This window comes from Hymenobacter sediminis, from assembly GCF_003231285.1.
GTDB classification, from domain to species: Bacteria; Bacteroidota; Bacteroidia; order Cytophagales; family Hymenobacteraceae; genus Hymenobacter; species Hymenobacter sediminis.
The window spans coordinates 1481513-1507144 of sequence record NZ_QKNS01000001.1; the positions used below are offsets into that span (position 1 = coordinate 1481513).

A 25632-nucleotide genomic window follows, 5' to 3' on the forward strand; every position below is an offset into this window, starting at 1 on the left:
TTACGGCTGGTCCCACCACACGGGCTTGTTGATGTACTCGAAATCGTTGGTAGCGCCCACGGCGGCATAGGCGGCCGCCACATTGCGGGGGTTGTATTGGGTTTCGGTGAGAGCGGGCAGCAGGCGGCGGGGCCAGCGGTTTTTGTACTCGGCCTGGTTGGCCAGGGTAGCATTCACGCCCACCGGGTAGCGCAGGTTCACGTAGATGTTGGGGTCGAAATCGTAACGGCGCAGGTCGGACCACGACTCCGGGTTCAGGAACATGGCAATGTACTTCTGCTCCATGATGCGCTTGAGGTCCAGCTGATCGGGCGTCTGGGCTACGGCGGCGCTGTTGAGGTAGTCCGTAATCTGCTGGGCCGTGATGGGGGCAAAGGTTACGGCGGGCGAGGCATTGCTGCCGCCTACCCCAATTTTGGCCATATGGGCCCGAATGCCCTCCCGATAGGCGGCCAGGGCGCCGGCTTTGTCACCGGTAATAAACTTCACCTCGGCCTCAATGAACTTCACCTCGTGGTAGGTAATTACCTCAAAGTAGCCCAGGTCGCGGGCGTACCAGCTGCTGTAAAAGTCGGTGGCGTTGCCAGTAGCGGCCGAAATGGGGGTGCCGCCGGCCACGCCGGGGTCAGTGCCGGTGCTACCCGCCGTAGCCATAACGGGGAAGCGCGGGTCCACCACACCGGGGTAGGTAGCCCCCGGCGCGTTGCCATTCAGGTACTTGATAATATTGGCTGAGTACGTGGCCGAGGTAGTGGTATTGGCGAAGTTGGCGCGGGTAGGACCGAAGATGTTAGTAGTACCCGTGAGAGGTGCCACCGCCGCTTGGAACTGAATCTGGGCGTCATCGGCCGAGCCCTTGAAGCTCTCGGATACGAGCTTCAGAATCTGGGGCGCCACCTGGGCCGTGAAGTTGGCTTTTTTGCTTAGGTGCAGCAGCTGCCGGGCTTTGAGGGCTTTAGCCAGCCAAACCCACTTCTGTGGATCACCTTTGTACAGGATGTCGCCGCTGACACTGGGAGAAGTGCTGTAAAAAGCGCGGAAGTTAGCCGAAGCCGGCTTCGACAACTCCGTAATGCCTTCATCGAGCAGCTGCTGAATGCTCTGGTACACTTGCTCTTGGGGGTCGTACTTGGGCGTGTAGTTCTGGGCACCCTGGAAGGCCTCGGAATAGGGCACGTCGCCGAGCATATCGGTAGCATGGGCCAGGCCCATGGCCGTAATGATTTTGGAAGCCCCTACGTAGTACACCGAGCCTTCGGCCTCAGCCGTTTTCAGGGCTTCGCGGGCATTGCCTGCCGACCAGTAGTAGAAGTAGTTAAGGGTGTTATTGCCGTTGCCCGTCGTCAGGAAGAACTGGTCAGTGCTGGACTGAGGCGTGCGCCGCACAATGTACTGCGTGATGTAGGGCGTGGTCAGGGAAGTAAACATCTGCTGCTGGAACGCCTGAGAAATAGCGCCGGGCAGCAGGAAGTTAGGCGTAGCGTCTACCGGGTTGTTGGGGTCGTCGTTTACGTCGAGGAAACTTTCGCAGGACGTGAGCAGCCCACTGCTACATAAGAGCCCGAGGGCCAGAATATATTTTTTCATCAAAGTCGGAAGTAGGAAATGAAGAGGAAGGCAGCCGGCGGGGGAGGTTGTAAAACCGCGCCGCTGGGCTCATTCACGCCATCGGCTAGAAGTTGAAGCGCAATGCCATATCCACGCCGCGGGTGCCGGGCACGCTACCATAGTCGAAGCCGCCGGACCCGCCGCCCCGGACGCCCGCACCGGCCGCTGCGGTTTCGGGGTCGGCGCCGGAGTAGTTGGTCAGCAACAGTAGGTTACGGCCCGTCACGCTAATCTGCGCGCCCTTCACCACCGAGTTGCCCAGCCATGCGGCCGGCAGAGAATAGCTGAGCGTTACGTAGCGCAGGCGCGTCCAGGAGCCATCTTCAATGAAGGGAGTACCCACCGCGCCCAGAATCGTCCGGAAGTACTGCTCGGTGAGTTCCACCGGACGGGTGTTGGGCGCGTACGAGCCATCGGCCTGCCGCACTACCCCCTCAAACACAGCCTGTTTGAAGCGGTCCTCGGTGCGGGTGCTTAGGCCGTTGCGCGTGGTGTACCAGTCGTTGCCGTTCACCACTTTGCCACCCTTTCGGAAATCGAGCAGGAAGGTCAGCTCCAGCCCTTTGTAGGTCAGGGTGTTGGTAATCTGCGTGGTGAAGTCGGGGGCCCGGTTGCCGGCGTACACGTAGGTGCTGGTATTGATGGTAGGGTAGCCGTTGGCCCCGATGATAACCTGCCCGGCGTAGGGCCCGTCGGCTACGCGCACGTAGTCCAGGGCGGCAATAGAGTTGATGGGACGGCCGGGAAAGGCGCTACCCCGCGCTACGTCAATAATGTTGGCGTCCGACTGATTGACTTCCGTCAGGAAGCTGGGCAGCTTGGTGGCCTCGTTCACGTTGCGGTAGAAGTTGGCCAGAATATCCCACTGCAGGCCATTGGCTTGCTTCACCACCGTGCCGGCCAAGGCTATTTCTACCCCCCGGTTGGTTACGGTACCGCCGTTGATGTACTGGAAGATGTAGCCCGAGGGCTGACTTACGCGTGGGGCGATCAGCTGGTCGGTGGTTACCTGGTAGTAGTAGCCGGCGTTCAGGCTGACGCGGTTCTGCAGAAACTGCAGGTCCAGGCCGGCCTCGTAGGCGGTAGTGCGCTCCGGCACCAGATCTGGGTTTCCGCCGTAAAATCCTTGCCGGAAGCCGCCACCGATGTAGGTGCTCTGGGCCAGGGGCGAATCAACGCGGTAGGGGATGGGGTCTTTGCCCACCTGCGCCACCGACGCCCGAATCTTGCCGTAGTTGAAAATGGGGTTCTGATCCAGGCCCAGAGTGCGGCTAAACTCGTAGCCGGCGGCGGCTGAGCCGTAGAAAAAGCCGCCCCCGAAGTTCTTGTTGTTGCGCGGCAGCGTAGAAGATACGTCGTAGCGGCCACTCAGCTCCAGGGTAATCTGCTGCAGCAGGTCCAGGTTCAGGCGGGCAAAGTTGCCGATCAGGCGCCGCTCGTACGTCGTGTTCAGTGCGCTACGGTTGTCGGTGTTATTCAGAGAGTTGATGCCCGGCGTGCGGAACACCTGCCCCAGCACGTCGGTGGTTTCGCGCTTGCTGGCTTCCACTGTATTGCCCACCGTGAGCACGCCGGTCAGGTTCTCGTTGAACTGGTGGGTAAGAATAGCCAGCAGGTTGGAGTTCAGCAGGCGGTTGAGGGTAGTCGATTCCGAAAGCCCGCCGTCCTGGTTGCCCGGCTGGGAGGTGCCAATGGCTCGCACCGAACGGGTTTTCTCGGTGTAGAGGTCAGTGCCGATATTGTAGCTGATTTTCAGCCATTTGGTGGGGTCATAGCTCAGCTGCGTGTTACCGATAAAGCGGTTGGTGCGGTCCGTCTGGGGGTTGTTCTTGACCGTCCAGTACGGGTTATCGGCATCGTTGGTGCCCACGATGCCAGGTAGCAGGCGCCGCTTGGTGCCGTTGGGGTTCAGGTACACCCGGGCATCGTCGTTGCGGGGCCAGTTCAACAAACTGATGAGGTAGCCGCCAGTACCTCCGAACAGACCCGGACCCTGCAGCGGCCGCTCCGCCCCGGAGTTCAGATACTCCGCCGAGCCCGAAGCACTCAGCTTAGGCGAAAGCTGCAGTGTACCAGCCAGGCGTACCGTTGACTTATCGTACTGGCTTTCCGGTACTACCCCCTTGTTATCGAGGCGGGAGGCCGAAATCAGGAAAGTGCCCTTCTCCGTTCCGCCCGACATAGTCAGGTAGTTCTGGAAGGTAGTGCCGCGCTGGTGAAACTCGCCCAGGTTGTCGTACACCGTTTCGCCGGGCTGGAACCGGGGCCCCCAGGAGTTGCGGGTGGTAGCATCAAATATTCCGGCGCTGCCCTGCTTGTACTGGTCCTGGAGCTTGGGCAGGCGGTTCACTTCATCCACCGAAAACTGGGTGCGGAAGTCGATGGATGTGCGGCCAGCCTTGCCTTTCTTGGTGGTGATGATGACGGCCCCGTTGGCGGCGCGCAACCCGTAGAGGGCCGCTGCGGCCGGGCCTTTCAGCACCGTCATGCTCTCAATATCCTCGGGGTTGATGTCGGAGGCTCGGTTGGTGCTACCCACCGAGCGGCCCAGCAGGCCGTTGAAGGCCGAGCCGCCGCCGGGCGCCGTGCTTTCCGCAAACGAGGAGTTATCCATAATAATCCCGTCGATAACGAACAGGGGCTGGTTGTCGGCATCGAGGGAGTTGCCGCCCCGGATAACGATGGACGCGCCCTCGCCGGCCCCACCGCCCGAACTGGTTACCTGCACCCCCGCCACTTTGCCCTGCAAGGCATTTACAATGTTGGGCTGGCGCGAGTCAATCAGGTCCTTGGCCTTCACTTCCTGGGCGCCGTAGTTGATCTGGCGGCGCTCCTGCTTGATGCCGAAGGCCGTCACCACTACTTCATCCAGCTTGCGGGTATCGGCCGACAGGGTGACATTCTGGTTGTCGGCGGCTGCGGGGCGCTCCAGGCTGGTGTAGCCAATAAAGCTGAAAACCAGCGTCGCGCCTTCGGGTACGCCGGCCAAGGTGTAGCGCCCCTCCACATCGGTTTGGGTGCCGATGGTAGAGCCTTTCACCAGCACGTTTACACCTGGCAACGGGGCGCGGCCGTTCGCGTCGGTCACGGTGCCCTGAACTGTGCGTGTGGTAGCCTGCTGGCCCCACGCCGTGGGCGCGGCCAGCAGCAGCCCCATAGCTAACGGGGCAGACCATAAACGTCTTTTCATACGCAGTGGAAAGAAATGAGAGAGTGAGAGAGAAACGAAACGAGCCTGCAACCCCGGTACCGTCGGGGCGCAGTTGCATTATGGCCGGATTATGGGAAGGTTATGCCGGGGAAGGAAGGGCATCAGGGCGGCTGCAAAACAGCCGGACAGCACAGAAAAGGGTGGGTAGGAGGGGTAGGGGGCGGAACGCTCAGGAGTGGTGGCAGACCTGAGCGGTAAGGCTAAAACTATGAGATGAAACTCATGGAAACAACTATATTTAGTATTTTCTGGAGGTTGAGTTAAATAATAGGCCCTGGCCAGAAAGCTGTGCTGGTCCTGTTTTTCCTACCCCTGTCGGGTCAGTCAACCTTTTTGCTTTTACCTCGCCAATTCGTATTCGCCCCTGCCTCATCTTTCCCGTCTATCTATGCCTACCGCTACCCAGGCCGCTACCCCTGCCGCCACCGCCAATGCCATTGCTGAGGCCACTCAGCCCGGCCGCCTCGTTAGTCTCGATGTGTTCCGGGGCCTCACCGTCATGGCCATGATTCTGGTGAACAATCCCGGCGACTGGGGCCACATCTACGCGCCGCTGGAACACGCGCATTGGCACGGCTGCACCCCCACCGACCTGATTTTTCCCTTCTTCCTGTTCATTGTCGGCGTTAGCATTACCTATGCGCTGGATGGAGCCCGGCGGCAGCCCGAAACACACGGCCGCACCTTTGTCCGCATTCTGAAACGCTCGGCTATTCTGTTTGGGCTGGGGTTGTTTGGCGCCCTGTTTCCTTCGTTTGATTTCAGTACGGTTCGGATTCCGGGCGTGCTGGCGCGCATTGCAGTGGTTTTTCTGGTGTGCGGCATTCTGTTCCTGAAAACCTCTCGGCGGCAGCAGTTGGGCTTGCTGGCATTTGTGCTGGTGTTCTATAATGTGCTGCTACAGCTGGTGCCCGTGCCGGGCTACGGTCCCGCTAACCTTGAAGCCGGCACCAACCTCGGCGCCTGGTTCGATAGAACTGTGCTCGGTGAGGCTCACCTTTGGAAGCAAAGCCGCACCTGGGACCCAGAGGGGCTGCTGAGCACGCTGCCCGCCATTGGCACGGGGCTACTGGGGCTGCTGGCGGGGCAGTGGCTGCGCCGCCGAGAGGTGGATCCGGCCACCCGGGTAGCGTGGCTGTTTGTAGCCGGCAGCGGCTGCGTGCTGCTGGGCCTGATCTGGAATGGCTGGTTTCCTATCAACAAAAGCCTCTGGACCAGCTCATTTGTGCTGTACACCGGCGGGTTGGCCCTGGCCAGCTTGGGCGGGCTCTACTGGTTGTGTGATGTGCAAGGCTACCGCGGCTGGATAAAAGCGCCACTGGTGTACGGCGTGAATGCCATTACCGTGTTTTTCCTCTCGGGCCTGATTCCGCGGTTGCTGAACATGATCAAGGTGACGGGCGCTGATGGACAGCCTACGGGCCTGCGCGACTGGCTGTACGCTACGTTTTTCGTGCCCTACTTCAGCCCCCTAAATGCTTCCCTGGCCGGAGCCATTGTGTGCGTGCTGATCTGGCTGGGAGTGCTCTGGCTGATGTACCGCCGCAATATCATTATTAAGGTGTAGCGGGTACGGAGGGGGTAGGGGAATAGCCTAGTCGGATAATTTCTCGTACTTCGGAAGATGAAGAAACTCCTGATGTTGGCCGCCGGGCTGGCCCTGGCCGCCCCCGCCGCTACGGCCCAGACCACGGCAGCCACTACCAGCGCGTCCTCGCCCATTTCGGCGGGCCAGCGCAAGGCAGCCGAAGAACTCCTCGCCGCCACCGACTCCGAAAAGAACCTCACCGCCACCATCGACCGGATGCTGGCCTCGCAGATAGAGCAAAACCCCGGCATGAAAGTCGTGGAGCCCGAAATGCGCGCCTACCTCAACAAATACATGAGCTGGCAGTCGATGAAGGAAGACATGGTGCAGCTCTACGCCCGCGAGTTCACGGAAAAAGAGCTGAAAGACCTGACCAAGTTCTACCAGACGCCCACCGGCCGCAAAACCATCACCAAAATGCCCCAGCTTATGGCCGCCGGCATGGAAATCGGCCAGAAGCGCATGCAGGAACACCTACCGGAACTCCAGCAGGCCATTGCCGAAAAAATGAAAACCCAGGCTCCTGCTGGGGAAGTGAAATAATGCGTTGGTGAAGTGTTACAGCCATGAGGTAAAGCCCTGCCTCGCTGCTGTAATAAGCCCAAAAAGCAACAAGCCCTTACTTCCGTGGTGGAGGTAAGGGCTTGTTGCGTTTCAAGGGGTAGCATGTTGGTGTGCATAATAGTCAGCTCACCACTTCGCTCATTCGCAGCCTCACCACTGATACTCGGCGAAATCTTGGCGGAGCTTGGTTTTGAGGAGCTTACCGGTGGCGGTATGGGGTAGCTGGTCTACAAACTCCACGGCCTCCGGAATCCACCAGCGGGCCACTTTGTCATCGTAGTAAGCCAGCAGCTCTTCTTTACTAATAGTGGCCTCAGGCTTGCGTACCACCACCAGCAGAGGCCGCTCGCTCCATTTGGGATGGGGCACGCCAATTACGGCCGCTTCGGCAATGGCGGGGTGGCCGATGGCTAAGTTTTCCAGCTCTATGCTCGAAATCCACTCCCCGCCCGACTTGATGACGTCCTTCGAGCGGTCGGTAATCTGCATGAAGCCGGCGGGGTCGATGGTGGCTACGTCGCCGGTACGGAACCAGCCGGAGGCCGTCAACTCGCCCGGATTTTCCGTGCCGAAATAGTCGGCCACAATGAACGGGCCGCGCACCAGCAAGTCGCCGAAGGCCACGCCATCGTGGGGCAGCTCCCGGCCTTCGTCGTCCACAATCTTCATGTCCACCCCGAAAATGCTCCGGCCCTGCTTGGTCTGGATGGCAAACTGCTCGTCGGGCGAGAGGCTGAGCTGTTGAGCCTTGAGGGTACAGACGGTACCCAGCGGTGAGGTTTCCGTCATGCCCCAGGCGTGCCGGATTCCTACCCCTAATTCCTCATCGAAAGCCTTCAGCAGCGCGGGTGGGCACGAGGCCCCGCCCACAATCATCTTGCTGAGGGTAGAAAACCGGCGCTTCTTTTCCCGCATAAACGTCAGGAGCCCAAACCAAATGGTGGGTACACCGGCCGAGAACGTTACCCCTTCCTGCTCGAACAACTCGTAAAGGCTGGCCGCATCGAGGCCAGGGCCGGGCATCACCAGCTTGCAGCCATTCAGAGGGGCCATGTACGGGATGCCCCAGGCATTGACATGGAACATGGGCACGACGGGCAGCACCACGTCGCGGGCGGAACAGTTAAAGCAGTCGGGCAGGGAGGCGGCGTAGGAGTGCAGGAGTGTGGAGCGGTGGGAGTAGAGCACGCCCTTCGGCTGATCAGTAGTGCCGGAGGTGTAGCAGAGCGAGGAAGCCGTGTTTTCGTCGAAGACGGGCCACTCGTAGTCGGCTGACTGGGCCGAGAGCAGGTCTTCGTAGCAGCGCAGGTCTGGGAGGGTAGTAGCTTCGGGCATATGGGCCCGGCCGGTCATCAGCACCCAGCTTTCTACGGTGGGGCAGTGCGCGGCCAGCTTCTCTGCCAGGGGTAGGAAAGTCAGGTCGAAGAACAGCAGCCGGTCCTGGGCGTGATTGATGATGTACACGAGCTGCTCAAAAAACAGCCGAGGATTGATGGTGTGGCACACCGCGCCCAGGCCCGAAATGCCGTAGTACAGCTCGAAGTGCCGGTGCGTATTCCAGGCCAGTGTGCCTACCCGGTCGCCGGGCCGGATACCCAGCTCCGTGAGGGCATTGGCCAGCTGCTTGCTGCGCTGGTGGGCCGCGGCGTAGGAGTAGCGGTGCAGGCCGCCTTCTGGCAGGCGGCTGACTATTTCCGTATCGGAGTGCCACTTGGCGGCGTGTTCCAGCAGCCCCGCAATGCGCAGGGGCGTATTCATCATGAGACCTAGCATATAGTAAGCGGGGGAATTAGGCGGAAGGCAACGAGGTAGCAGACAAGCTACTGAGAAAAGAGTAGTTTACGACGTCGATAAACTACCTCCTGCCATGTATCCACGATTATGCCTACTAGCTGGTCTGTGTGCCGGCCCCACCCTGGTGTTTAGCCAAGCCTTGCGAGAAGGCGACTTGGTGCCGCCGTTTACCCTCTCGCAGGTAGTGAACCGTAGTGGGGGCGGCTTCAGCTCTACCGAAGCGAAAGGCAAGGTGCTGGTAATTGAGTTCTGGGGAACGTGGTGCGGCCCGTGCATTCCGGCCCTGCTCCACCTCGATTCGTTGCAGCAAGCTTTTCCGCAGCAACTGCAGGTGGTAGGGGTAGCCAACGACTCGGAGCAACGGCTGCGCACGTTTGTGGCCCGGCGGCCGGTGCAGCTTCCGCTGGCGGCCCTGCCCAATCAGGATGCTCCCCTCTACCGCTACTTCCCGCACAACAGCGTACCGCACACCATCATCATTGGCAAAGACCAGCGCGTGCTCGCCATTACGCGGCCCGATCAGCTGACTGCTACTTCCCTGCGGGCTATTCTGGCTGGGAAAAACGCTAAGCTGCAGGCCAAGCATGATGTAGTAGTGAAGGACCCGTTGGTGTTCTTCCCGGCCGATACAGCTACCCGTTTTGCCGTGAGCGTCCGGCCGTATCTGCAGGGGCAAAACAGCCAACTGCGCCGCGACCAGACCCCCGGCCTGCGCGGGCGCCGACTCACGGCCATTAATGTGCCCGTGGAAACCTTGTTCCGCGAGGCCTATGGGGTATCGCACCTGCGAGTGAAAAACGAGCTGCCTACCCTGCAAGTCAGCCAGGAACCCGCCAACTTGGTGTGCCTGGATTTGATTGTGCCCACGGCGGATAAAGCGCATCTACTCCGGCACCTGCGTCAGGAGCTACCCCGCCAGTTTCCGGTACAGCCCCAACTAGTGCGTGAAAACCGGCCGGTGTACGTGCTGCGGCAAAGCAAAACCCGGCAACCCTGGCCGGAATCCAAAAAGCCGGAAAGCGGCATGTGGTCGGGTAGGGGGCTGGAGGTAGAAGGGGGCCGGGTGGAGATGCTGCGCGACTTTCTGGAGAATATGTCGAGCAAGCCCGTGGTAGATGAAACGGGCCTGCTGGGGCGTTATGATATGAAGCTGGAGCTACAGCCGGAAGCCGGTAGAGCGGAAATTCTGAAGTCCCTGCAAGCCATGGGGCTGGAGCTGGAAGAAACAACCCGTAAAATTGAGATGCTGCAGCTAAGTCCCGGCCGCCTGGCTGTTCAATAGCTGTTCTCGAAGTCGTTTTAAAACACGAAGCCCCAACAGTTACTGTCGGGGCTTCGTGTTTTTGGTTTCTTGTCAGGAAGGACAGTAAGAGTTGCCATTCTCTGGAGGACCGTCATGTCGAGCGGAGTCGAGACATCTCGCTCAGTTAACGTCAGGTTACCATTGCAACGTCAGCCAGCGAGATGTCTCGACAAGCTCGACATGACGGTCCTCTTATCTTATCATGCTTTATTACTATCTGCGCAGTTCATACTGGTCTACTGCTCCTGCGGTACGGTGCTTTCTACCGCCTGTTTCTTGGGCTGCCGCACGCTTTCCAGCGCCACCTGAAGTACCCCACTCCGGACGCTGCGCTCCGTGATTTTGTTGTTGCGGCGGGTGGGGTTTACGCGGTTGGTCAGCACGATGCAGGTCAGATCTTCCTTGGGGTCAACCCAGAAGTAGGTGCCTGTGAAGCCGGTGTGCCCATAGCTGAGCTGTGATACGCTTTTAGCCGAATTCACCGTGGGGTTGGCCGCGGGCCTATCGAAGCCGAGGGCGCGGCGGTTGTCGGGGCAGAACTGGCACTTGGTGTACTCGGCCAGGGTTTCGGGCTTGAGGAGGAGCTGCCCGCCGTACTTACCATTCCAAGCGTAGAGCTGCACCAGTTTGGCCAGGTCGTTGGCATTGCCGAACAGGCCGGCGTGGCCCGAGAGGCCGCCCAGTAGGGCTGCTCCTTCGTCGTGGACGGTCCCGTGCAGTTGGGCGTGGCGGAACAGGGAGTCGTACTCGGTGGGGGTGATGCGGCTAAGCGGGATGCGGCGGGTAGGGTTGTAGCCCAGGGTAGTAGCGCCCAGCGGCCGGTAGAGCTCATCCGTTACGAACTGGTCAATCGTCTTACCCGAAGTAGCCTTGATGAAGCGCGGATACATGATAAACGACAAATCGGAGTACACGTAGCCCGGCTTCTCGTTCAGCGGCGACTCGGCAATGGCCTTGGTGATGCGCTCCGGAAAATCCTGACGGGCCCACAGGCCGGGGCCGGCTGGCAGTGGGAAGCGGGCCGAGGAATCGGGGCGGAAGTAGCGGCGGCTCATCTCGGCGGGTGTGGTAGTCGAAACGTCCTTGGCATCGGGACTCTTGCCGAGCAGAGAGTTGAACAGGCCGCGGGGCTTGGTGTAGTTTTTCCAGAACGGAATCCAGGATTTCAGGCGGGCCTGGTGGGTCAGCACGTCGCGCAGCTTCAGGCTTTCCTTATTGGTGCCTTTGAACTCCGGGAACAGCTGGCCCAAGGTCATGTCGGGGTTGAACTTGCCTTCATCCTGCAGCTTCATCAGGGCGGGCAGGGCCGCCGCTACCTTGGTCACGGAAGCCAGGTCGTAGAGGTCGGTGTTGCGGACGGGGCGGGCGGTTTGGCCCGCGGCAGAGAGGTAGGAGTGGGTGCCGTAGCTTTTGCGCAGCACCACTACGCCGCGGCGAGCAATCAGCACCTCACCGCCCGGAAACGCCTGGGCTGCTACCGCTCCGTTCATGATGGAGTCCACGCGGGCTTCTAGGTTGTTGTTCATGCCCACGGCCTCGGGGAAGCTGTAGCGCAGCCGGATGCCGCCCTTCGTAGCCAGTCCTGCGCCGTAGGGGTACCGGTCGGAAACCGTTACGGGCAGCTTGCCGCTGGCCGACACGCCCCCGAAAATTACCTCAGCGGCTACGTCCTGGGCGTTCTTGCTTTCCTGGTAGGCCAGTACCACTGCATCGGCGCGGTCCAGGTCCCGGACTTTCGCCACGGCATAGGCCGAACCAAACACCGTCACCACCAACTTCTGGCCCTTGCCGCCCAGCTCGCGCAGCAGCACGTTGGTTTCGGGCGCAATACCGAAGTTGGTGGCGGGCAGGCGCCCCAGGTTATTCAGGCCCACCAGCAGCAGGTTGTAGGGTTTCAGGGTTTCGCGCATGCGCGCCAGCTCATCCAGGCTAGGGGCAGCGGGCAGCCAGAAGTGGCGCACCGGGGCGTAGTCGGCGGCCATGCGCTGAAAGTCGGTGGTGTCTTTGGTGCCGATGGTGAGGGTAGCCAAGCGCAGGGTATCGAGGCGCTGGAGGGGTAGGAGGCTCTTCTGGTTGCGCAGCACCGTCACGCTCAGCTCCGTGAGGCGCTGGCTCAGGTATTGGGCGTGGGGCGTGTTCAAATCCTGGGTAAGGTTGCGCAGCTCAATGGGCTTGTACTTGTTCAGGCCGGCCCACTCTTTCAAGGCCAGCACCTTGCGGCAGCGCGCATCGAGGTCGGCTTGGCTGAGCTGGCCTTTGTTGATGGCTTCGCGCACCATCTTCAGGGCCAGCGGAATGTTCTTCGAGAACTCCAGAACGTCGTTGCCGGCCAGCAGGGCACGCAGGTCCGCGTCGCCGGGCGGATACTTCGAGATGACGCCCTTCATGTTCATGGCATCGGTAAAGATAATGCCCTCGAAGCCCAGCTTCTGCTGCAGCAAGCCCTGAATGATGGGTTTGGAAAGGGTAGAGGGCAGGCCCGTCGTATCGAGGGCCGGAATGTTGAGGTGGGCCACCATCATGCCCCCTATGCCGCGCTTGATCAGGCTTTTGAAGGGGTAGAGCTCCAGGGTATCAATGCGCTTCTTGTCGATGCGCAACAGGGGTAGGGCCAGGTGGGAGTCGGTGTCGGTGTCGCCGTGGCCGGGGAAGTGCTTGGCTACGGCCAGCACGCCCGCGTCCTGCATGCCCTTCATGTAGAGGTAGCTTTTCTCCGTGACGCCTTCCCGGTTTTCACCCCAGCTGCGGTACCCGATGACGGGGTTCTGGGCGTTGTTGTTCACATCGACCACCGGGGCGAAGTTGACGTGCATGCCCAGGCGCTTGAACTGAGCCGCTACCTCGGTACCCATGTCGTACACCAGCTGGTTTTCGCGGATGCCGCCCATGCTCATCTGGTAGGGGAAGCGCTGCACGCTGTCGAGGCGCATGCCCACGCCCCACTCGGCGTCCATGGCCACCAGCAGGGGCACTTTGCTCTGGCTTTGGTAGCGGTTCAGGAGCTTGCTCTGGCGCACCGGTCCGCCCTGAAAGAAAATCAGCCCCCCGATGCCGTACTGCTGAATCAGGGCCGATACGGAGTCCTCATCAATGCGCTTGCGGTTAGAGTAGGCGGCCACCATGAACAACTGGGCTACCCGCTGATCGGGCGTCAGGGTCTTCATCACCGAATCAACCCACCGCGACTGGCCCAGCTGCCCGGCAAAGGGTACCGGCAGGTTGCGGTTCTTGGTAGGGGTAGGCTTTTTGGCGGCCAGCGGTTTAGCGGTTCCGGCCGCCTTTGGGGCGGCAGCCCGGCGAGCAGTAGCAGTAGTTTTCTTAGCGGATGACTTCTTTTTGCGGCGCTGGGCCGAGCCATCGAAGGGGCTCAGCAGTGCCAGCAGCAGCCACAGAAACGGGAGGGAGCGAGTGAAAGACAAGGGCAGTTGCAGCAGTTAGAATGGGTAGGCTGCGAATTTAGCGGAATTGAAGAGGATGGGCAGGCCGTCTACTCAGTCGAAATGTCCTTCTGTTGAAAATAAGAACGTCATGTCGAGCTTGTCGAGACATCTCGCGTGCTGACGTTGGATTACCACTGCAACATCAGCACGCGAGATGTCTCGACAAGCTCGACATGACGGTCTATTTACTCTTTGTCCTTTCTGCTACCTGCCTTCCTCGCTACTTGCCTACCTCTATCTTCTCCGAGTAAAACACTTTGCCCTCGTCGCCCCGCAGCGAGGCCGTGACGAACAGGCGCTTGCCTTTGGGCTGAAACTGGAAGAGGGCGTAGTGCTTCTCGTTTACCAGGGGCCCCACGCGGTGTTGGTTTGGCTCGCCGGTGTTCTGGGTGGCAGGGTGGGTGAGGCCGCTGGAGGTCACTTCGTACACGGGGTAGGAAATGCCCGGTACCGTCATTTTTGACACCTCCCCAATGTGCCGGTCGCCGCTAATGAGCAGCACGCCCTTGGCCTTGGTGGAAGCCAGCAGGTTGAACAGGCGCTGGCGGGCGGCCGGGAAGTTGGCCCACTTCTCGAAGCGGTGTTCCTGGGGTAGGAACTGTATACCCGAGGCAATGATATGCGCGTCGGCGTCGGAGTTTTGGAGCTGGGTTTGCAGCCACTGCCACTGCGCCTCGCCCAGAATGTCGCCGGTAGGGTTGGGCTGATACACCCGTTGGGCATCGCGGGTGAGCTGGTCCTGGAAATACCGGTCGTCGAGGAGGATGACTTTCACTTTTTTCTTACCCGCCTTATACTCGTACGCGGCGTAAATACCTTCCTGCTGGCGACGCGGGCTACCGGCGGGCTCCTGCAGAAAGTCGAGGGCTAGTTGCTGGTTTTGCGCCTTGAAGGGGTAGGTCTTGTCGCCGTCGTTGCGGCCGTAGTCGTGGTCGTCCCAGGTGCCGATGATGGTAGTGCCTTGCTCGCGCAGGCGGCGGTAATCGGGCTGGCTGAGCTGGGCGTCGTACTTGGCTTTGAGCACGGCAGGGTCGTCGGAGTCGCCGTAAATATTGTCGCCCAGCCAGATCCAGACGTTGGGCTTGTCCTGAGCAATATCATCCCAGAGCGGCTGGGGCAGGTCGTGGCGGTTGCAGGAGCCGAAGGCAATGCGCAGGTCGGTGCCGGCTTTTTGGGCGGTAGCCGCCGGGCTGGTCAGCAACAGGGAGCCAGCGGCCAGCAGGTAGGTCAGGGCTGTTTTCATGCGGCAAAGATGCATCTAGGTTTCGCCGCCCCGCGCGGGGTAGCAATATGGTAACAGATAGCCCAGGGCCGCATACGGCTATCAAAAACTGGGTACTAGGATGTATAAAATCCCGCTAATGGCGTACAATACTTGGTGCGAGCGGCCGGAGGGCGTTCCTTTGCAGCAGTATTCATAGCTTCTCATCCGTTTCCTGTGCGTCAGGCCATAGCTATTCTGCTGCTGTTCTCGCTCTCGGTGCACTGCACCGGGCAGCTGGGTATTGCGGTTAGCTGGTGGCTGAATCAGGACTATATTGCCCGGGTGCTGTGCATCAACCGCGACAAGCCCCAGCTGAAGTGTAACGGCAAGTGCCACCTGCGCAAGCAGCTCAAGGCCGTGGCCGAGCACGAGAAAAAACAGCAGCCCGGCAGCAAGCAGGTAGTGCAGGATATTAACCTGTTCTGCACCACGGTGCTGCCCTTGCGCCTCACACCGCCGGCCCACTTCCCGGCTACCCCCCGCTACGGGGCGTACCGTGTAGAGGCCTACGCCTGGGACCGGCCCGGCCCCGACCACCCGCCCGCAGAGGGCTGATTGACCCCGGTTTTTACGGAATTTGGTGGGCTCGCGCGGCCTGGCCCGGCACCTGTGTGTGCTGGGGCTTGGCGCGGCCTGCCGTCAATCAGCCTTTCTTCCTGTGATAAAAACGGTATTGCTGCCCCTGGCCCTGTGCGCCAGTCAGGCTGCCTGGGCCCAACGTGCCCTGACTGGGCGCGTCTTTGATGCGGCCACCAAAGAACCTTTAATTGGAGCCACCATCCGGACCCCCGATGGGCAGGTAGGCACCGCCACCAACGCGAATGGGCAGTTCTCCCTGACCACCTCGGCTACTGAGCTGGTGGTGTCCGCAGTGGGGTATGAGCCGTTTACCGTAACCGTGCCGGCCGAGGGCCTACCCCTGCGCGTGGCTCTGAACCCGGCTGTGCAGGACCTGCAAACGGTGGTGGTAACCGCCAGCCGCGAGGCCCAATTGCGCACCGACGCACCGGTGGCTATTGCCAAACTTTCGCCTACCCTGGTGCAGGACACCAAACCCACCCTGCTGGCCGAGCTGATCAATAAGGTGCCGGGCGTGGTGATGCTCAACTACGGCAACGAACAGCACGCCATGGGCATCCGTCAGCCTTTCGGCACCAACGCCTATTTCCTGTACCTGGAAGATGGAATTCCGCTGCGGCCCATGGGCGTGTTCAACCACAATGCGCTGCTGGAATCGAATCCGCTGGCCATCAACTCTATTGAAGTAGTGAAGGGGCCAGCCTCCTCGCTCTACGGCCCCGAGGCCGTGGGCGGCGCCCTCAACCTGCTGACTAAGCGCCCTACTGCCGTACCAACGGCCAGCATGGGCGTGCAGGCCGATAATTACGGCTACCGGCGGGTGCAGTTTGGTGGCGGGGGCATGCTCACGCCCCAGCTCGGGGGCTTCGTGAGTGGCTACGTGGCCCGGCAGCGCAACTCCTGGCTCGCCAGCTCCGACTACGACAAAATCAGTTTGAACGCCCGGCTGGAATACGCCTTGGGCACCCGCACTCACCTGACGGCCGCCGCCTCTTACAACGACTACGACTCCCAAACCAGCGGCTCGGTGGACAGCGTGGCTTACTACCGCCGCGAGTACAGCAGCCCCACCGATTTCACGTACCGCAAAACCTACGCTTTGCGCGCCCGCCTCACCGCCGAGCAGCAGTGGAATGCCCAGAACCAGACCACCCTCACGGGCTTCTTCCGCGACAACAGCATCGGCCAGAACCCTTCGTACGGCATCCGGTGGCGGGCCGGCGCTACTACTGCTACGGGCGAGGTCAACGAGAACCGCTTCAAAAGCTACGGCCTGATTGCTCAGCACAGTGTACGCTGGAACTGGCTGAACTCGCGCCTGATTGGTGGGGCCAGCCTCGACTATTCGCCGACCCAGTACGACGCCCACCAGATTGATCTGGCGGCCCAGCTGCGAGCCGATAAGAAGTCGGTGGAGAAGTACACCATCACCGCCAACCGGCCCGACCTCCCCATTGCCAACTACGACACCGACCTGCTGAACTCGGCCGTGTACGCCCAGCTGGATGTTCACCCGCTGCCCAAGCTGCAGCTCACCTTGGGCGGGCGCTTCGACCGCCTGTCTTTCGATTACGACAACTACCTAGACAAGTCGAGCGGCACGAAAACCTTCCAGCAGGCTACCCCCAAAATCGGGCTGACCTATGACCTGGGCCACGGGCGCGGACTGTACGCCAACTACTCGCAGGGCTTCTCGCCGCCCGGCCTCACGGCTATTTTCCGGAAGCGGCCCGGGACTGGCGTTACTACCCCCACCGGCGAGGTGATACCCGCCGAGTTCTACTACAACCTGCAGCCGGCCCGCTTTTACAACCGCGAAATTGGGGGCTGGGCTTCCTTGCTAGACAACAAAGTGTACGTGGATGTGGCGTTGTATCAGCTGGATGGGCGCAACGAGCTGCTCAGCATCCGCCAGCCTGATAACTCCACCGACTACCAGAGCGCCGGCAAAACCCTGCACCGCGGCATCGAATACAGCCTGACCTGGAAGCCTACCGCCGAGCTGTTCTTTCGCTTCGGTGGCACCAACGCCGTGCACCGCTTCGAGGAGTTTGCCCTCAGCACCAAAGCCACCGACGCGGTAAAGGACGTGAACGGCAAGCAAATGCCCCAGGCCCCGCGCTGGGTCGCCAATACCGAGCTGACCTACAAGCCGCAGTGGCTGCGTGGTCTGCGCGCTTCTCTGGAATATCAGCGCATCAGCAGCTGGTATCAGGACCAGGTAAACCGGGTGCGCTACGATGACCGGACCCTGTTTGGCGCCCGCGGTGTGAGCGTGCTCAACGCCCGGGCCGGCTACAGCTGGCGCGAAACGCTGGAAGTCTTCGTGAATGTCATCAACCTCACCGACGAGCTGTACGCCAACGCCGCCACCCGCGGCAACGCCCCCACCGACCGCACCACTTTCACCCCCGCTGCCCCCCACACCGTGTCGGTAGGGGTGCAGTACAATTTCGTGGGTAAGAAGTGAAGTAGGTGACAGGTGAATAGTGATGAGGTAAATGGTGACAGGTGAATAGTGACAGGTGACAAAGTAAAAGAACTGTCATGCTGAGCCCCGCGAAGCATCTCTACCGCTTCGCGTGGGCGGTTCAGCAGCTCAGGTTTACACCTTGGGGTATGGAGCAATGGTCGTGGCAGACTTCACGGGTTAGCCAGCGGTAGAGATGCTTTGCAGGGCGGACGCCAGATGAAGCATGACAAGTAGTGTGGCAACATCAGCCCGCCAGATACCCGGGTGCGTCAGCGTACCGGATAGCCTCTTACAAAAGAACAAGCAAGGCTTTGCGTCCTTGACAACAGAAATTTTCTATGCAAACAATTCAACAAGCTGCCCCGGCGGCTCGGGCCGCTGGCCCTGTAAAGCGGGCGGTGCAGCGCAACATGTACCGCTGGCACCGCATCATCGGGCTGCTGACGGTGGTGCCGGTCATCCTCTGGACCCTCAGCGGCCTCGCGCACCCGCTGATGAGCAACTGGCTGCGGCCGAAAATAGCCCGCGAAGCCTTGGCACCTACCCCCGTGGTCAAGCCCAAAGTGGCGTTGCGGCAGGTGCTGAAGCAGAATCAGATTACCAGCCTGCGCAGTGTGCGCGTAGTGCAGTGGCAGGGCCAGCCGGCCTACCAGGTGCAGCTGGGTACCGAAGCACCTACGGCCGTGCCGCGCTACTTTAGCGCCGAAACCGGGCAGTCCTTATCCGCCACCGCCGACCGGCAGTACGCCGAACAATTGGCCCGCTACTTCACCCAGGATTCTACGGCGCGGGTGAGCAGCGCCGTGCGCATCACGGGCTTCGACCAGGAGTATAAGTTCGTGAACCGGCTGCTGCCCGTGTGGCGCATTGCCCTCGACCGGCCCGATGGACTGGTGGTGTATGTAGAAACCGCGCCGGCCCGGCTGGCTACGTTCAATAACGCCAGCCGTAGCGCCTTCATTCGGGTGTTCGACTTGTTCCACAACTGGTCGTGGCTGGAGCTGATAGGCAACAATACGTTCCGGGTGCTGACCATGCTGGTGCTGCTGGGCATCATCATCGCCTCAGCCGTGAGCGGGCTGGTGATTTACGGCTTCCTATGGAAGAAATTCCGCAAGCCCCGCCATGCGCAGGATCAGGTAGGCTGGCTGCGTAAGTACCACCGGCAGGTAGGGTTGGCCGTGGCCCTGGTCACCTTCACCTTTGCCGGCAGCGGGGCCTTCCACGTCTACCTCAAGCTGCACCCCGACGACCGACTGCGCTACCAACACGCCCCTGCCGTGCCTACCCCCGTCCTGGCCGTAGACCTGACGGAGCTGCCCCTGGCCTGGGAATCGGTGCAGCAGGTAACCTTGGCGGAGCTGAACGGGCAGGTGTACTATCAGGTATTCCAGCTTCCGGCCGAAAAGCCCACCGGCCCGGCGGCCGGCGCCAGCACGGGCCAGCCGGTGGAAGCGGTGCGGGCTACCCCCGTAACCTACTACAATGCCGCTAACGGCCAGCTGCTGCCCGACGGCGCCACCCAATACGCGGCGTTTCTGGCTAACACCTTCCTGCAACAAGCCGATGGTGCTACCCCTGCCATGAGCGGCAAACCTACCCTGGTGGATCATTTCGAAGGCGAGTACGGCTTCATCAACAAGCGCCTGCCCGTCATGAAAGTGGCCTACGATACCCCGCAGCAAACCACCCTGTACGTGGAGCCCGCCACCGGCCGCCTGGCCGCCCGCGTTGAGAATGTGGCCCGCTATGAAGGCCTCAGCTTTGCCTTCCTGCACAAGTACCACGCCGCCGGGGAGCTGGGCAAAAACATCCGCGACATCATCACGATGCTGGCGGCCGCGGGTGTATTGGCCGTGTCGGTGCTGGGCTTGTGGCTGTTTATTAAGATGAAATGAGCACGCCGATGAACCTGAATTTAGGGCTGCGTTGCGCGGCCCTTTGCCTGCTCGCCGTGGCCTGCCAGCCCCAGCAAGACCAACCCGCCGAAAGCAAAACGCCCGCTACCCGGGCCGCTGTGATGCACCACCACGATGAGTTGATGGCTCGCATGGATGGCTTGGTATCGGAACGCCAGCGCCTCGCCGCCCAACTCGTCGGCCTGGATTCCGCTACCTCTTCGGGCCGGGCCAAAGCCGAGCGCCTGCACCGCACCATCAGGAGCTTGCGCCGCGCTGATGCCGCCATGATGACGTGGATGCACCAGTACAAAGAGCCCGACACTGTGCAGCTGACCGCCCATCAGTACGAGGATTTTTGGGCGGCCGAAGCACAAGAGCTAACCGAACTGGAACACCAGATGACCGCCGCTCTGGATTCGGCCAAAGCTTTGAAATAAGTATCTGACTATAATAGTTTATGTAGCACGCATGCCTGGGTCACTGGTTTAATCAACAGTGACCCAGGCATGCGTGTTATACAGGCTTGTAGCTAGTGACGCTATGGTATAGGCTGAGCTGCTGAAAGCTGAAGAACGCATACGAGTGAGGGGCAGCACAACCTTTGCTTTGTACTAGGCAAAGATTTAATTCGAAAGAAGGATTTGCATTTCTGAAAATTCCGCTTGTACATTTACAGCACCAATTCTTTCTCTCACAAAGGATTGTTTTTATACAGAGGCGCGGAGAGACAGGCTCGATGAACCGCCGACAACCCCCGGAACATCCGGAACGGTGCCAAGTCCTGACCATATAAAAACAACAACGCCGTGAAGTCCTTCACCAGCACCCCCAGCAGTACCCATCGTCACGTTGCGCCTCAGCCTGCCTGTTGTGGCCTGATGCGTGGCCTCGTCTGTATGCGGCTGCTGGGCATGGGCTGCTAAGGCGGAGGGAGATTCCCTTACTTGCTTTTTGCTTGCTCCGGTAGGGTAGTGCGGTAGCGCGCAACTTTCCTACGCATCACCCGGGCCCATAAGGCCTGAGGGCTTTTCTTGTCGGCCGGTTACTTCGGCTGCCGAGTAGCCGCCCCGCGGCGCTTTGTCTTCCCGCAAACTGCTGTTCCGTTGGCTCCCGCCGACCGAATAGCTTCCGGCTGTGCACGAGCCGGGTTTGGGCAGAAGGTTTCCGCTCCTGGGTTTTCACCCCCTTTGCTTCCACTTCCGGATTTGCCAACGTGGTCCCTGTGCCGGGGCTGGCCGGGAAGTGGTGTGCTCACCTTCCAACTCTTTCCTGCATATGAAATCCTCTACCCTTCTGGCGGTGCCAGCAGTGGTGGCAGGCCTGGCCCCGGCGAGCTTCGCCCAGACGGCCGCCTCCACCGTAACTGGTACCATTGTGGATGCCACGGACCGCAGCCCCTTGCCGGGCGTGACAGTAGTGGTGAAAGGCACCACCGTGGGTGCCTCCACCGGGCCTGATGGCTCATTCTCCTTGACCCTGCCGCCCGGCAGCACTACCCTGACCATCAGCGCCGTGGGCTACGAAAGCCAGACCGTGGCAGCTACCGGCGGCCCCATCAACGTAGCCCTGAAGGCTGATGTGAAGCAGCTCTCGGAAGTGGTGGTAACGGGCTACAGCGAGCAAAACCGCAAAACCCTGACCAGCGCCATCAGCTCGGTGAAGGGCGACGCGCTTAAGGATATTCCGGCGGCCAGCCCCGACCAATTGCTGCAAGGCAAAGCGCCCGGCGTGCAGGTATCGGCCAACTCGGGGGTGCCGGGGGGCGGGGTGTTCATCCGTATCCGGGGTAGCAACTCCGTGAATGCCAGCAACGACCCGCTGTACGTGGTGGATGGGGTGTTCATCAACAATACCAACCTGATTGCCACCGGCCTGGGCAACCAGGTATCCAGCAACCCGCTGGCCGACATCAACCCCCAGGACATTGAGAGCATCGAAATCCTGAAGGACGCCAACGCCACAGCCATTTATGGTTCGCGCGGGGCTAATGGGGTAGTACTCATCACCACCAAGCGCGGCAAGGCCGGCGACAAAACCCGCATCACCTTCAACACTTACCACGGCTGGTCGAAGGCGCCCAAGCAGTACGAATTGGTGAGCGGCCCGGAGCTGGCGCAGCTGGAGAACGAGCGGTTCCTGAACGACGGCGGTAACCCCACCCAACTGCCCTACCGCTCGGTAGCCTCCGGGGGGCGCGGCCTGCCCGAGGAGCAGCAAACCTACGACCGGCTCTCCGACGTCTTCCGTACGGCCCAGACCCAGAGCTACGAACTGTCGGCAGCCGGGGGCTCGGCCAAAACGCAGTTTTACGTGGGAGGCGGCTATTTCCGGCAGGAAAGCATTGCCCGGCCTACCAACTTCGACCGGTTTAGTCTGCGCGTGAACCTGGACAACTCGGTGACAGACCGGCTGCGCATCGGCACCAGCACGGCCCTCACGCGCACCCACCGCAACGTGAGCAGCAACGACAACAACCCGGTGGGTGTCATCAACTCGGCCCTGTTTCCGCGTACCAACCTGCCCATTTACAACCCCGATGGTACCTACGCCAAGTACGGCTCCTTCGACAACCACCAGGCCCTGATTGACAACCTGAACAACGACGCGGTGGGCTCGCGCGTCATCTCGAACGTGTACGGCCAGTACCAGTTCGGCAAGCACCTCACCTTGCGCAGCAGTTGGAGCATCGACTTCAACGACATGTACGAGAACAACTTCAACAACACGCTCATCCTGGCTGGGCAGCCCCGGGGCACGGCTACCTCCTTCCTTTCCCGCGACATTACCCTGCTCAACGAGCAGACCCTGAACTACTCCGTTGATTTCGGGGAAAACCACTCCCTGCAGGCCTTGGTGGGTAATACTATCCAGAAAAACACCTTCCAGCGCACCAGCCTCTCGGGCCAGCAGTTCCCCAGCAACGACCTGACCAGCATCGCCTCGGCGGCTACCCAAACGGGCTCCTCGTCCCGCTCCCAGGCCGGGCTGCTGTCCTTCTTCGGCAAGGCTACCTACAGCTTCAAGCAGCGCTACACCGCCGACGTGAGTTTGCGGGCCGATGCCTCCTCCCGCTTCGGGGCCGACAACCGCTGGGGGTACTTCCCGGCCGTGGGCCTGGGCTGGCGCCTGAGTGAGGAAGAATTCATCAAGAACCTGAACGCGTTTCAGGAGCTGAAGCTGCGCGGCAGTGTGGGCAAAACCGGCAACCAGGCTGGCATCAGCGACTTTGCCGCCCGCGGCCTGGTGCAGGGCGGGGCCAACTACCTCGACCTGCCTGGCACTACCCCCCTGCAGCTGGCCAACCCCAACCTGAGTTGGGAAAGCACCCGGCAGTGGAACGTGGGCCTGGACGCGGCCGTGCTGCAAAGCCGCCTGCTGCTGGAGCTGAACTACTACGACAAGTACACCTCGGGCCTGCTGCTGAACGTGCCGGTACCGCGCAAAACCGGCTTCGCCTCGGTGGTGGAAAACTACGGGGCCGTGAGCAACAAGGGCTTCGAGGTGCAGCTAACAGCCAACTGGCTCCCAGCCGCTTCGGCCGTGCAGTGGAGCACTACCTTCAACGTGGCCCGCAACGTGAACCGCATCGAGAAGCTGGCGGCCCCTATCACCTCGGGCTCCCGCGACATTTTCCGGCTCGAAGAAGGCGCCCCGCTCTACTCGTTCTGGCTGTACCACCAAACCGGCGTGAACCCCGAAACCGGCGACGCCCAGTACCAGGACGTGAACGGCGACGGGCAGCTGTCGGTGGCTGACCGCAAGCTGGTGGGCAACGCCTGGCCCGATTACTTCGGGGGCGTGACCAACTCGGTGACCTACAAAGGACTGGATTTTGGCTTCACTCTGAATTTCGAGCAGGGAGCGAAAATCATGAACATGAACCGCTTTTTCCTGGTGCACGGCGGCACGCAGAGCAACATCGGCTACCTGCGCGAACAGCTGGACCGCTGGCAACAGCCCGGCGACCAAACCGACATTCCGCGCCTGACCACCAACCCAGCCTCTAACAACTATGGGGGGGTAGTGCAGAACCTGAGCGACCGGTACCTGGAGGACGGCTCTTTCCTGCGCCTGCGTACCCTCTCGCTGGGCTACACCGTGCCGAAGGAGGTAGCCACTAAAGCCCACCTCAACTCTTTGCGCTTCTACGTGCAGGCCGCCAACCTGCTCACTATCACGCCTTACTCCGGTATCGACCCCGAGGTGAATTCCCAGAGCGGGGTAGCCAACACCAAAAACATTGACTGGGCCACCGTGCCCCAGCCCCGCACCTTCCAGGTAGGCCTGACGGTCGGACTCTAAGCTTTTCCTACGATGAAATCTTCGCTATACCACTTGCTGTTTGCCGCCGTGCTGGGTGCTGCTACCCTAAGCTTTTCGGCCTGCAACGATTTGCTGGACCCCACGCCGGTGCAACAGCTCCCCGACGACCAAGCCATAACCGATGCCAGTAGTGCCCGCTCCGCCACCATTGGCGTCTACGACCGGGTGCAGGCCTACTACCAGCTGAACTGGCCGGTGCTGGGCTTTCTGCCCGGCGAGAATGTACGCTTCAATGGCACGCTGAACCAGTTTCTGCAGATCGACCAGAACCAGCTCAGCGCCGATAATGTGCTCATTACCGAGGCCTGGACTCAGATGTACCAGGCCGTGAACGGGGCCAACAACGTGCTGGCTGCCCTGCCCGGCCTCAGTGACCCGCTACTGACAGCGACTGAGAAAAACCAGTTGCTGGGCGAGGCCTACTTCCTGCGGGCCCTGGTGTACTTCGATTTGGGCCGGGGCTGGGGCGGGGTGCCGCTGGTACTCACGCCCACTCGCACCAAGGAAAACGGCCGGGGCATCCGTCGCAGCACCCTTGCCCAAACCTACGACCAGGTGCTGACCGACCTAGCCCAGGCCGAAACCCTGCTGCCCGAGGCGGCTACCCGCAACCGGGCGGTGAAGGCCGCCGCCCGCGCCCTGCGCGCCCGCCTGCATCTCTACCGCCAACAGTGGACCGAAGCCGAAGCCTACGCCACCCAGGTCATCAGCAGCAGCAATTATGGCCTTGTGACCCCCTACCGCGCCATTTCTATGGCGCCCTTCCTGAGCCGGGAGTCGGTGTTTGAGCTGACTTTCAGCAACTCCGATGCTAACACGATGTGGAACAACTGGTTTCCGAGCGCCCTGGGCGGGCAGTTCAACTTCCAGCCCGTGCCCGCCGCCATTGCCCTGCTCAACGACCCCACCGTGGGCGGCAACCGCTCGGCCCTGCTAGCTACTACCGTCATTGCCGGCAGCAATGTCACCTACGGCAACCTCTACAGCCGCTCCGCCCAGCGCGACGACCCTAGCTACGTGCTGCGCCTAGCCGAGCAATACCTCATTCGGGCCGAAGCCCAGGCCAAGCAAGGCAAGCTGACGGATGCCCTGGCCGACCTGAACGCCGTGCGCGCCCGCGCCGGAGTACCGGCCAGCACCGCCGCCACCGCCGACGCCCTGCTACTAGCTATTGAAGACGAGCGGCGGGTGGAGTTTGCCTTTGAGGCCGACCGGTGGTTTGACCTCGTGCGCACTGGCCGCGCCGGCGCCGTGCTCGGCGTCACGGACCAGCGCCGCTGGCTGTTCCCACTTCCCTTCAACGACTTAGTAGCCGACCCCGACCTAGAGCAAAACCCAGGGTATTAAAAGTACTGCTGACCAACCCAGACCGTCATGTCGAGCTTGTCGAGACATCTCGCGTGCTGACGTTGCCACACTAACTGCCATGCTGAGCGAAGTCGAAGCATCTCTACCTCTGGCTAATCCAAGAGGGTAGCAACGAAGCGGGAGAGATGCTTCGCTCAGGCTCAGCATGACAATCCTATATCAAGCGAAAAACCCCTTGCGCGGGCTCGACCTGAAGAGCCGCGCCATTCTGCTACC

General features: G+C 61.1%; 14 protein-coding genes and 1 riboswitch. Of the genes, 9 read left to right on the forward strand and 5 right to left on the reverse strand.

Annotation, left to right across the window (positions count from 1 at the left end; translation table 11 throughout):
* A complete protein-coding gene (locus DNI29_RS06430) occupies positions 1 to 1587 on the reverse strand; it encodes a SusD/RagB family nutrient-binding outer membrane lipoprotein (RefSeq protein ID WP_110977201.1) in 1587 nt (528 codons plus the stop codon).
* A gap of 85 nt (positions 1588 to 1672) precedes the next feature.
* On the reverse strand, positions 1673 to 4798 hold the full coding sequence (locus tag DNI29_RS06435; RefSeq protein ID WP_110977202.1) for a SusC/RagA family TonB-linked outer membrane protein: 3126 nt from the start codon (positions 4796 to 4798) through the stop codon (positions 1673 to 1675).
* 409 nt (positions 4799 to 5207) lie between these two features.
* On the opposite strand from DNI29_RS06435, the gene DNI29_RS06440 reads away from it, so the two are divergent.
* Together DNI29_RS06440 and DNI29_RS06445 are read left to right on the forward strand one after the other, a co-directional pair.
* Complete coding sequence (locus DNI29_RS06440; protein ID WP_110977203.1) at positions 5208 to 6386, forward strand: acyltransferase family protein; 1179 nt, start codon at positions 5208 to 5210, stop codon at positions 6384 to 6386.
* Positions 6387 to 6443: 57 nt separating this feature from the next.
* On the forward strand, positions 6444 to 6950 hold the full coding sequence (locus DNI29_RS06445) for a DUF2059 domain-containing protein (protein WP_110977204.1): 507 nt from the start codon (positions 6444 to 6446) through the stop codon (positions 6948 to 6950).
* Positions 6951 to 7121: 171 nt separating this feature from the next.
* On the opposite strand, the gene DNI29_RS06450 is transcribed toward DNI29_RS06445, so the two are convergent.
* Positions 7122 to 8744 (reverse strand): 3-(methylthio)propionyl-CoA ligase, encoded by a 1623-nt coding sequence (locus tag DNI29_RS06450; RefSeq protein ID WP_202910371.1) that lies wholly within the window; start codon positions 8742 to 8744, stop codon positions 7122 to 7124.
* 94 nt (positions 8745 to 8838) lie between these two features.
* On the opposite strand from DNI29_RS06450, the gene DNI29_RS06455 reads away from it, so the two are divergent.
* Entirely contained in the window at positions 8839 to 10047 is a 1209-nt protein-coding gene (locus DNI29_RS06455) for a TIGR03435 family protein (RefSeq protein ID WP_110977206.1), read from the forward strand.
* 257 nt (positions 10048 to 10304) lie between these two features.
* Here DNI29_RS06455 and DNI29_RS06460 read toward each other — a convergent pair whose 3' ends face one another.
* Together DNI29_RS06460 and DNI29_RS06465 are read right to left on the reverse strand one after the other, a co-directional pair.
* Positions 10305 to 13487 (reverse strand): serine hydrolase domain-containing protein, encoded by a 3183-nt coding sequence (locus DNI29_RS06460; RefSeq protein ID WP_238388019.1) that lies wholly within the window; start codon positions 13485 to 13487, stop codon positions 10305 to 10307.
* Positions 13488 to 13728: 241 nt separating this feature from the next.
* Complete coding sequence (locus DNI29_RS06465; protein ID WP_238388020.1) at positions 13729 to 14751, reverse strand: alkaline phosphatase D family protein; 1023 nt, start codon at positions 14749 to 14751, stop codon at positions 13729 to 13731.
* A gap of 195 nt (positions 14752 to 14946) precedes the next feature.
* Between DNI29_RS06465 and DNI29_RS06470 the strand changes: the two genes are divergently transcribed.
* From DNI29_RS06470 to DNI29_RS06495, 6 genes are all read left to right on the forward strand, one after another.
* On the forward strand, positions 14947 to 15327 hold the full coding sequence (locus tag DNI29_RS06470; RefSeq protein ID WP_110977208.1) for a hypothetical protein: 381 nt from the start codon (positions 14947 to 14949) through the stop codon (positions 15325 to 15327).
* Positions 15328 to 15430: 103 nt separating this feature from the next.
* Positions 15431 to 17821 (forward strand): TonB-dependent receptor, encoded by a 2391-nt coding sequence (locus tag DNI29_RS06475; protein WP_238388021.1) that lies wholly within the window; start codon positions 15431 to 15433, stop codon positions 17819 to 17821.
* A 341-nt stretch (positions 17822 to 18162) separates the two neighbouring features.
* Positions 18163 to 19722 (forward strand): PepSY domain-containing protein, encoded by a 1560-nt coding sequence (locus tag DNI29_RS06480; RefSeq protein ID WP_110977209.1) that lies wholly within the window; start codon positions 18163 to 18165, stop codon positions 19720 to 19722.
* Positions 19723 to 19730: 8 nt separating this feature from the next.
* Positions 19731 to 20162 (forward strand): hypothetical protein, encoded by a 432-nt coding sequence (locus DNI29_RS06485; RefSeq protein WP_123823095.1) that lies wholly within the window; start codon positions 19731 to 19733, stop codon positions 20160 to 20162.
* Positions 20163 to 20429: 267 nt separating this feature from the next.
* Positions 20430 to 20521: riboswitch (SAM riboswitch) on the forward strand.
* 479 nt (positions 20522 to 21000) lie between these two features.
* Positions 21001 to 24027, forward strand: coding sequence for a SusC/RagA family TonB-linked outer membrane protein (locus DNI29_RS06490; RefSeq protein WP_110977211.1), 3027 nt, complete (start codon positions 21001 to 21003; stop codon positions 24025 to 24027).
* Positions 24028 to 24039: 12 nt separating this feature from the next.
* Positions 24040 to 25395, forward strand: a complete 1356-nt coding sequence (locus tag DNI29_RS06495; RefSeq protein ID WP_238388022.1) for a RagB/SusD family nutrient uptake outer membrane protein — start codon at positions 24040 to 24042, stop codon at positions 25393 to 25395.
* Positions 25396 to 25632: the final 237 nt, after the last annotated feature.

What these genes read in the sequence shown, in the direction of transcription:
- DNI29_RS06495 (WP_238388022.1), top strand. Translation starts at nt 24,040, where the DNA reads ATGAAATCTTCGCTATACCACTTGCTGTTTGCCGCCGTGCTGGGTGCT.
- DNI29_RS06440 (WP_110977203.1), top strand. Translation starts at nt 5,208, where the DNA reads ATGCCTACCGCTACCCAGGCCGCTACCCCTGCCGCCACCGCCAATGCC.
- DNI29_RS06465 (WP_238388020.1), bottom strand. Translation starts at nt 14,751, where the DNA reads ATGAAAACAGCCCTGACCTACCTGCTGGCCGCTGGCTCCCTGTTGCTG.
- DNI29_RS06485 (WP_123823095.1), top strand. Translation starts at nt 19,731, where the DNA reads ATGAACCTGAATTTAGGGCTGCGTTGCGCGGCCCTTTGCCTGCTCGCC.
- DNI29_RS06490 (WP_110977211.1), top strand. Translation starts at nt 21,001, where the DNA reads ATGAAATCCTCTACCCTTCTGGCGGTGCCAGCAGTGGTGGCAGGCCTG.
- DNI29_RS06445 (WP_110977204.1), top strand. Translation starts at nt 6,444, where the DNA reads ATGAAGAAACTCCTGATGTTGGCCGCCGGGCTGGCCCTGGCCGCCCCC.
- DNI29_RS06455 (WP_110977206.1), top strand. Translation starts at nt 8,839, where the DNA reads ATGTATCCACGATTATGCCTACTAGCTGGTCTGTGTGCCGGCCCCACC.
- DNI29_RS06480 (WP_110977209.1), top strand. Translation starts at nt 18,163, where the DNA reads ATGCAAACAATTCAACAAGCTGCCCCGGCGGCTCGGGCCGCTGGCCCT.
- DNI29_RS06435 (WP_110977202.1), bottom strand. Translation starts at nt 4,798, where the DNA reads ATGAAAAGACGTTTATGGTCTGCCCCGTTAGCTATGGGGCTGCTGCTG.
- DNI29_RS06430 (WP_110977201.1), bottom strand. Translation starts at nt 1,587, where the DNA reads ATGAAAAAATATATTCTGGCCCTCGGGCTCTTATGTAGCAGTGGGCTG.
- DNI29_RS06450 (WP_202910371.1), bottom strand. Translation starts at nt 8,744, where the DNA reads ATGCTAGGTCTCATGATGAATACGCCCCTGCGCATTGCGGGGCTGCTG.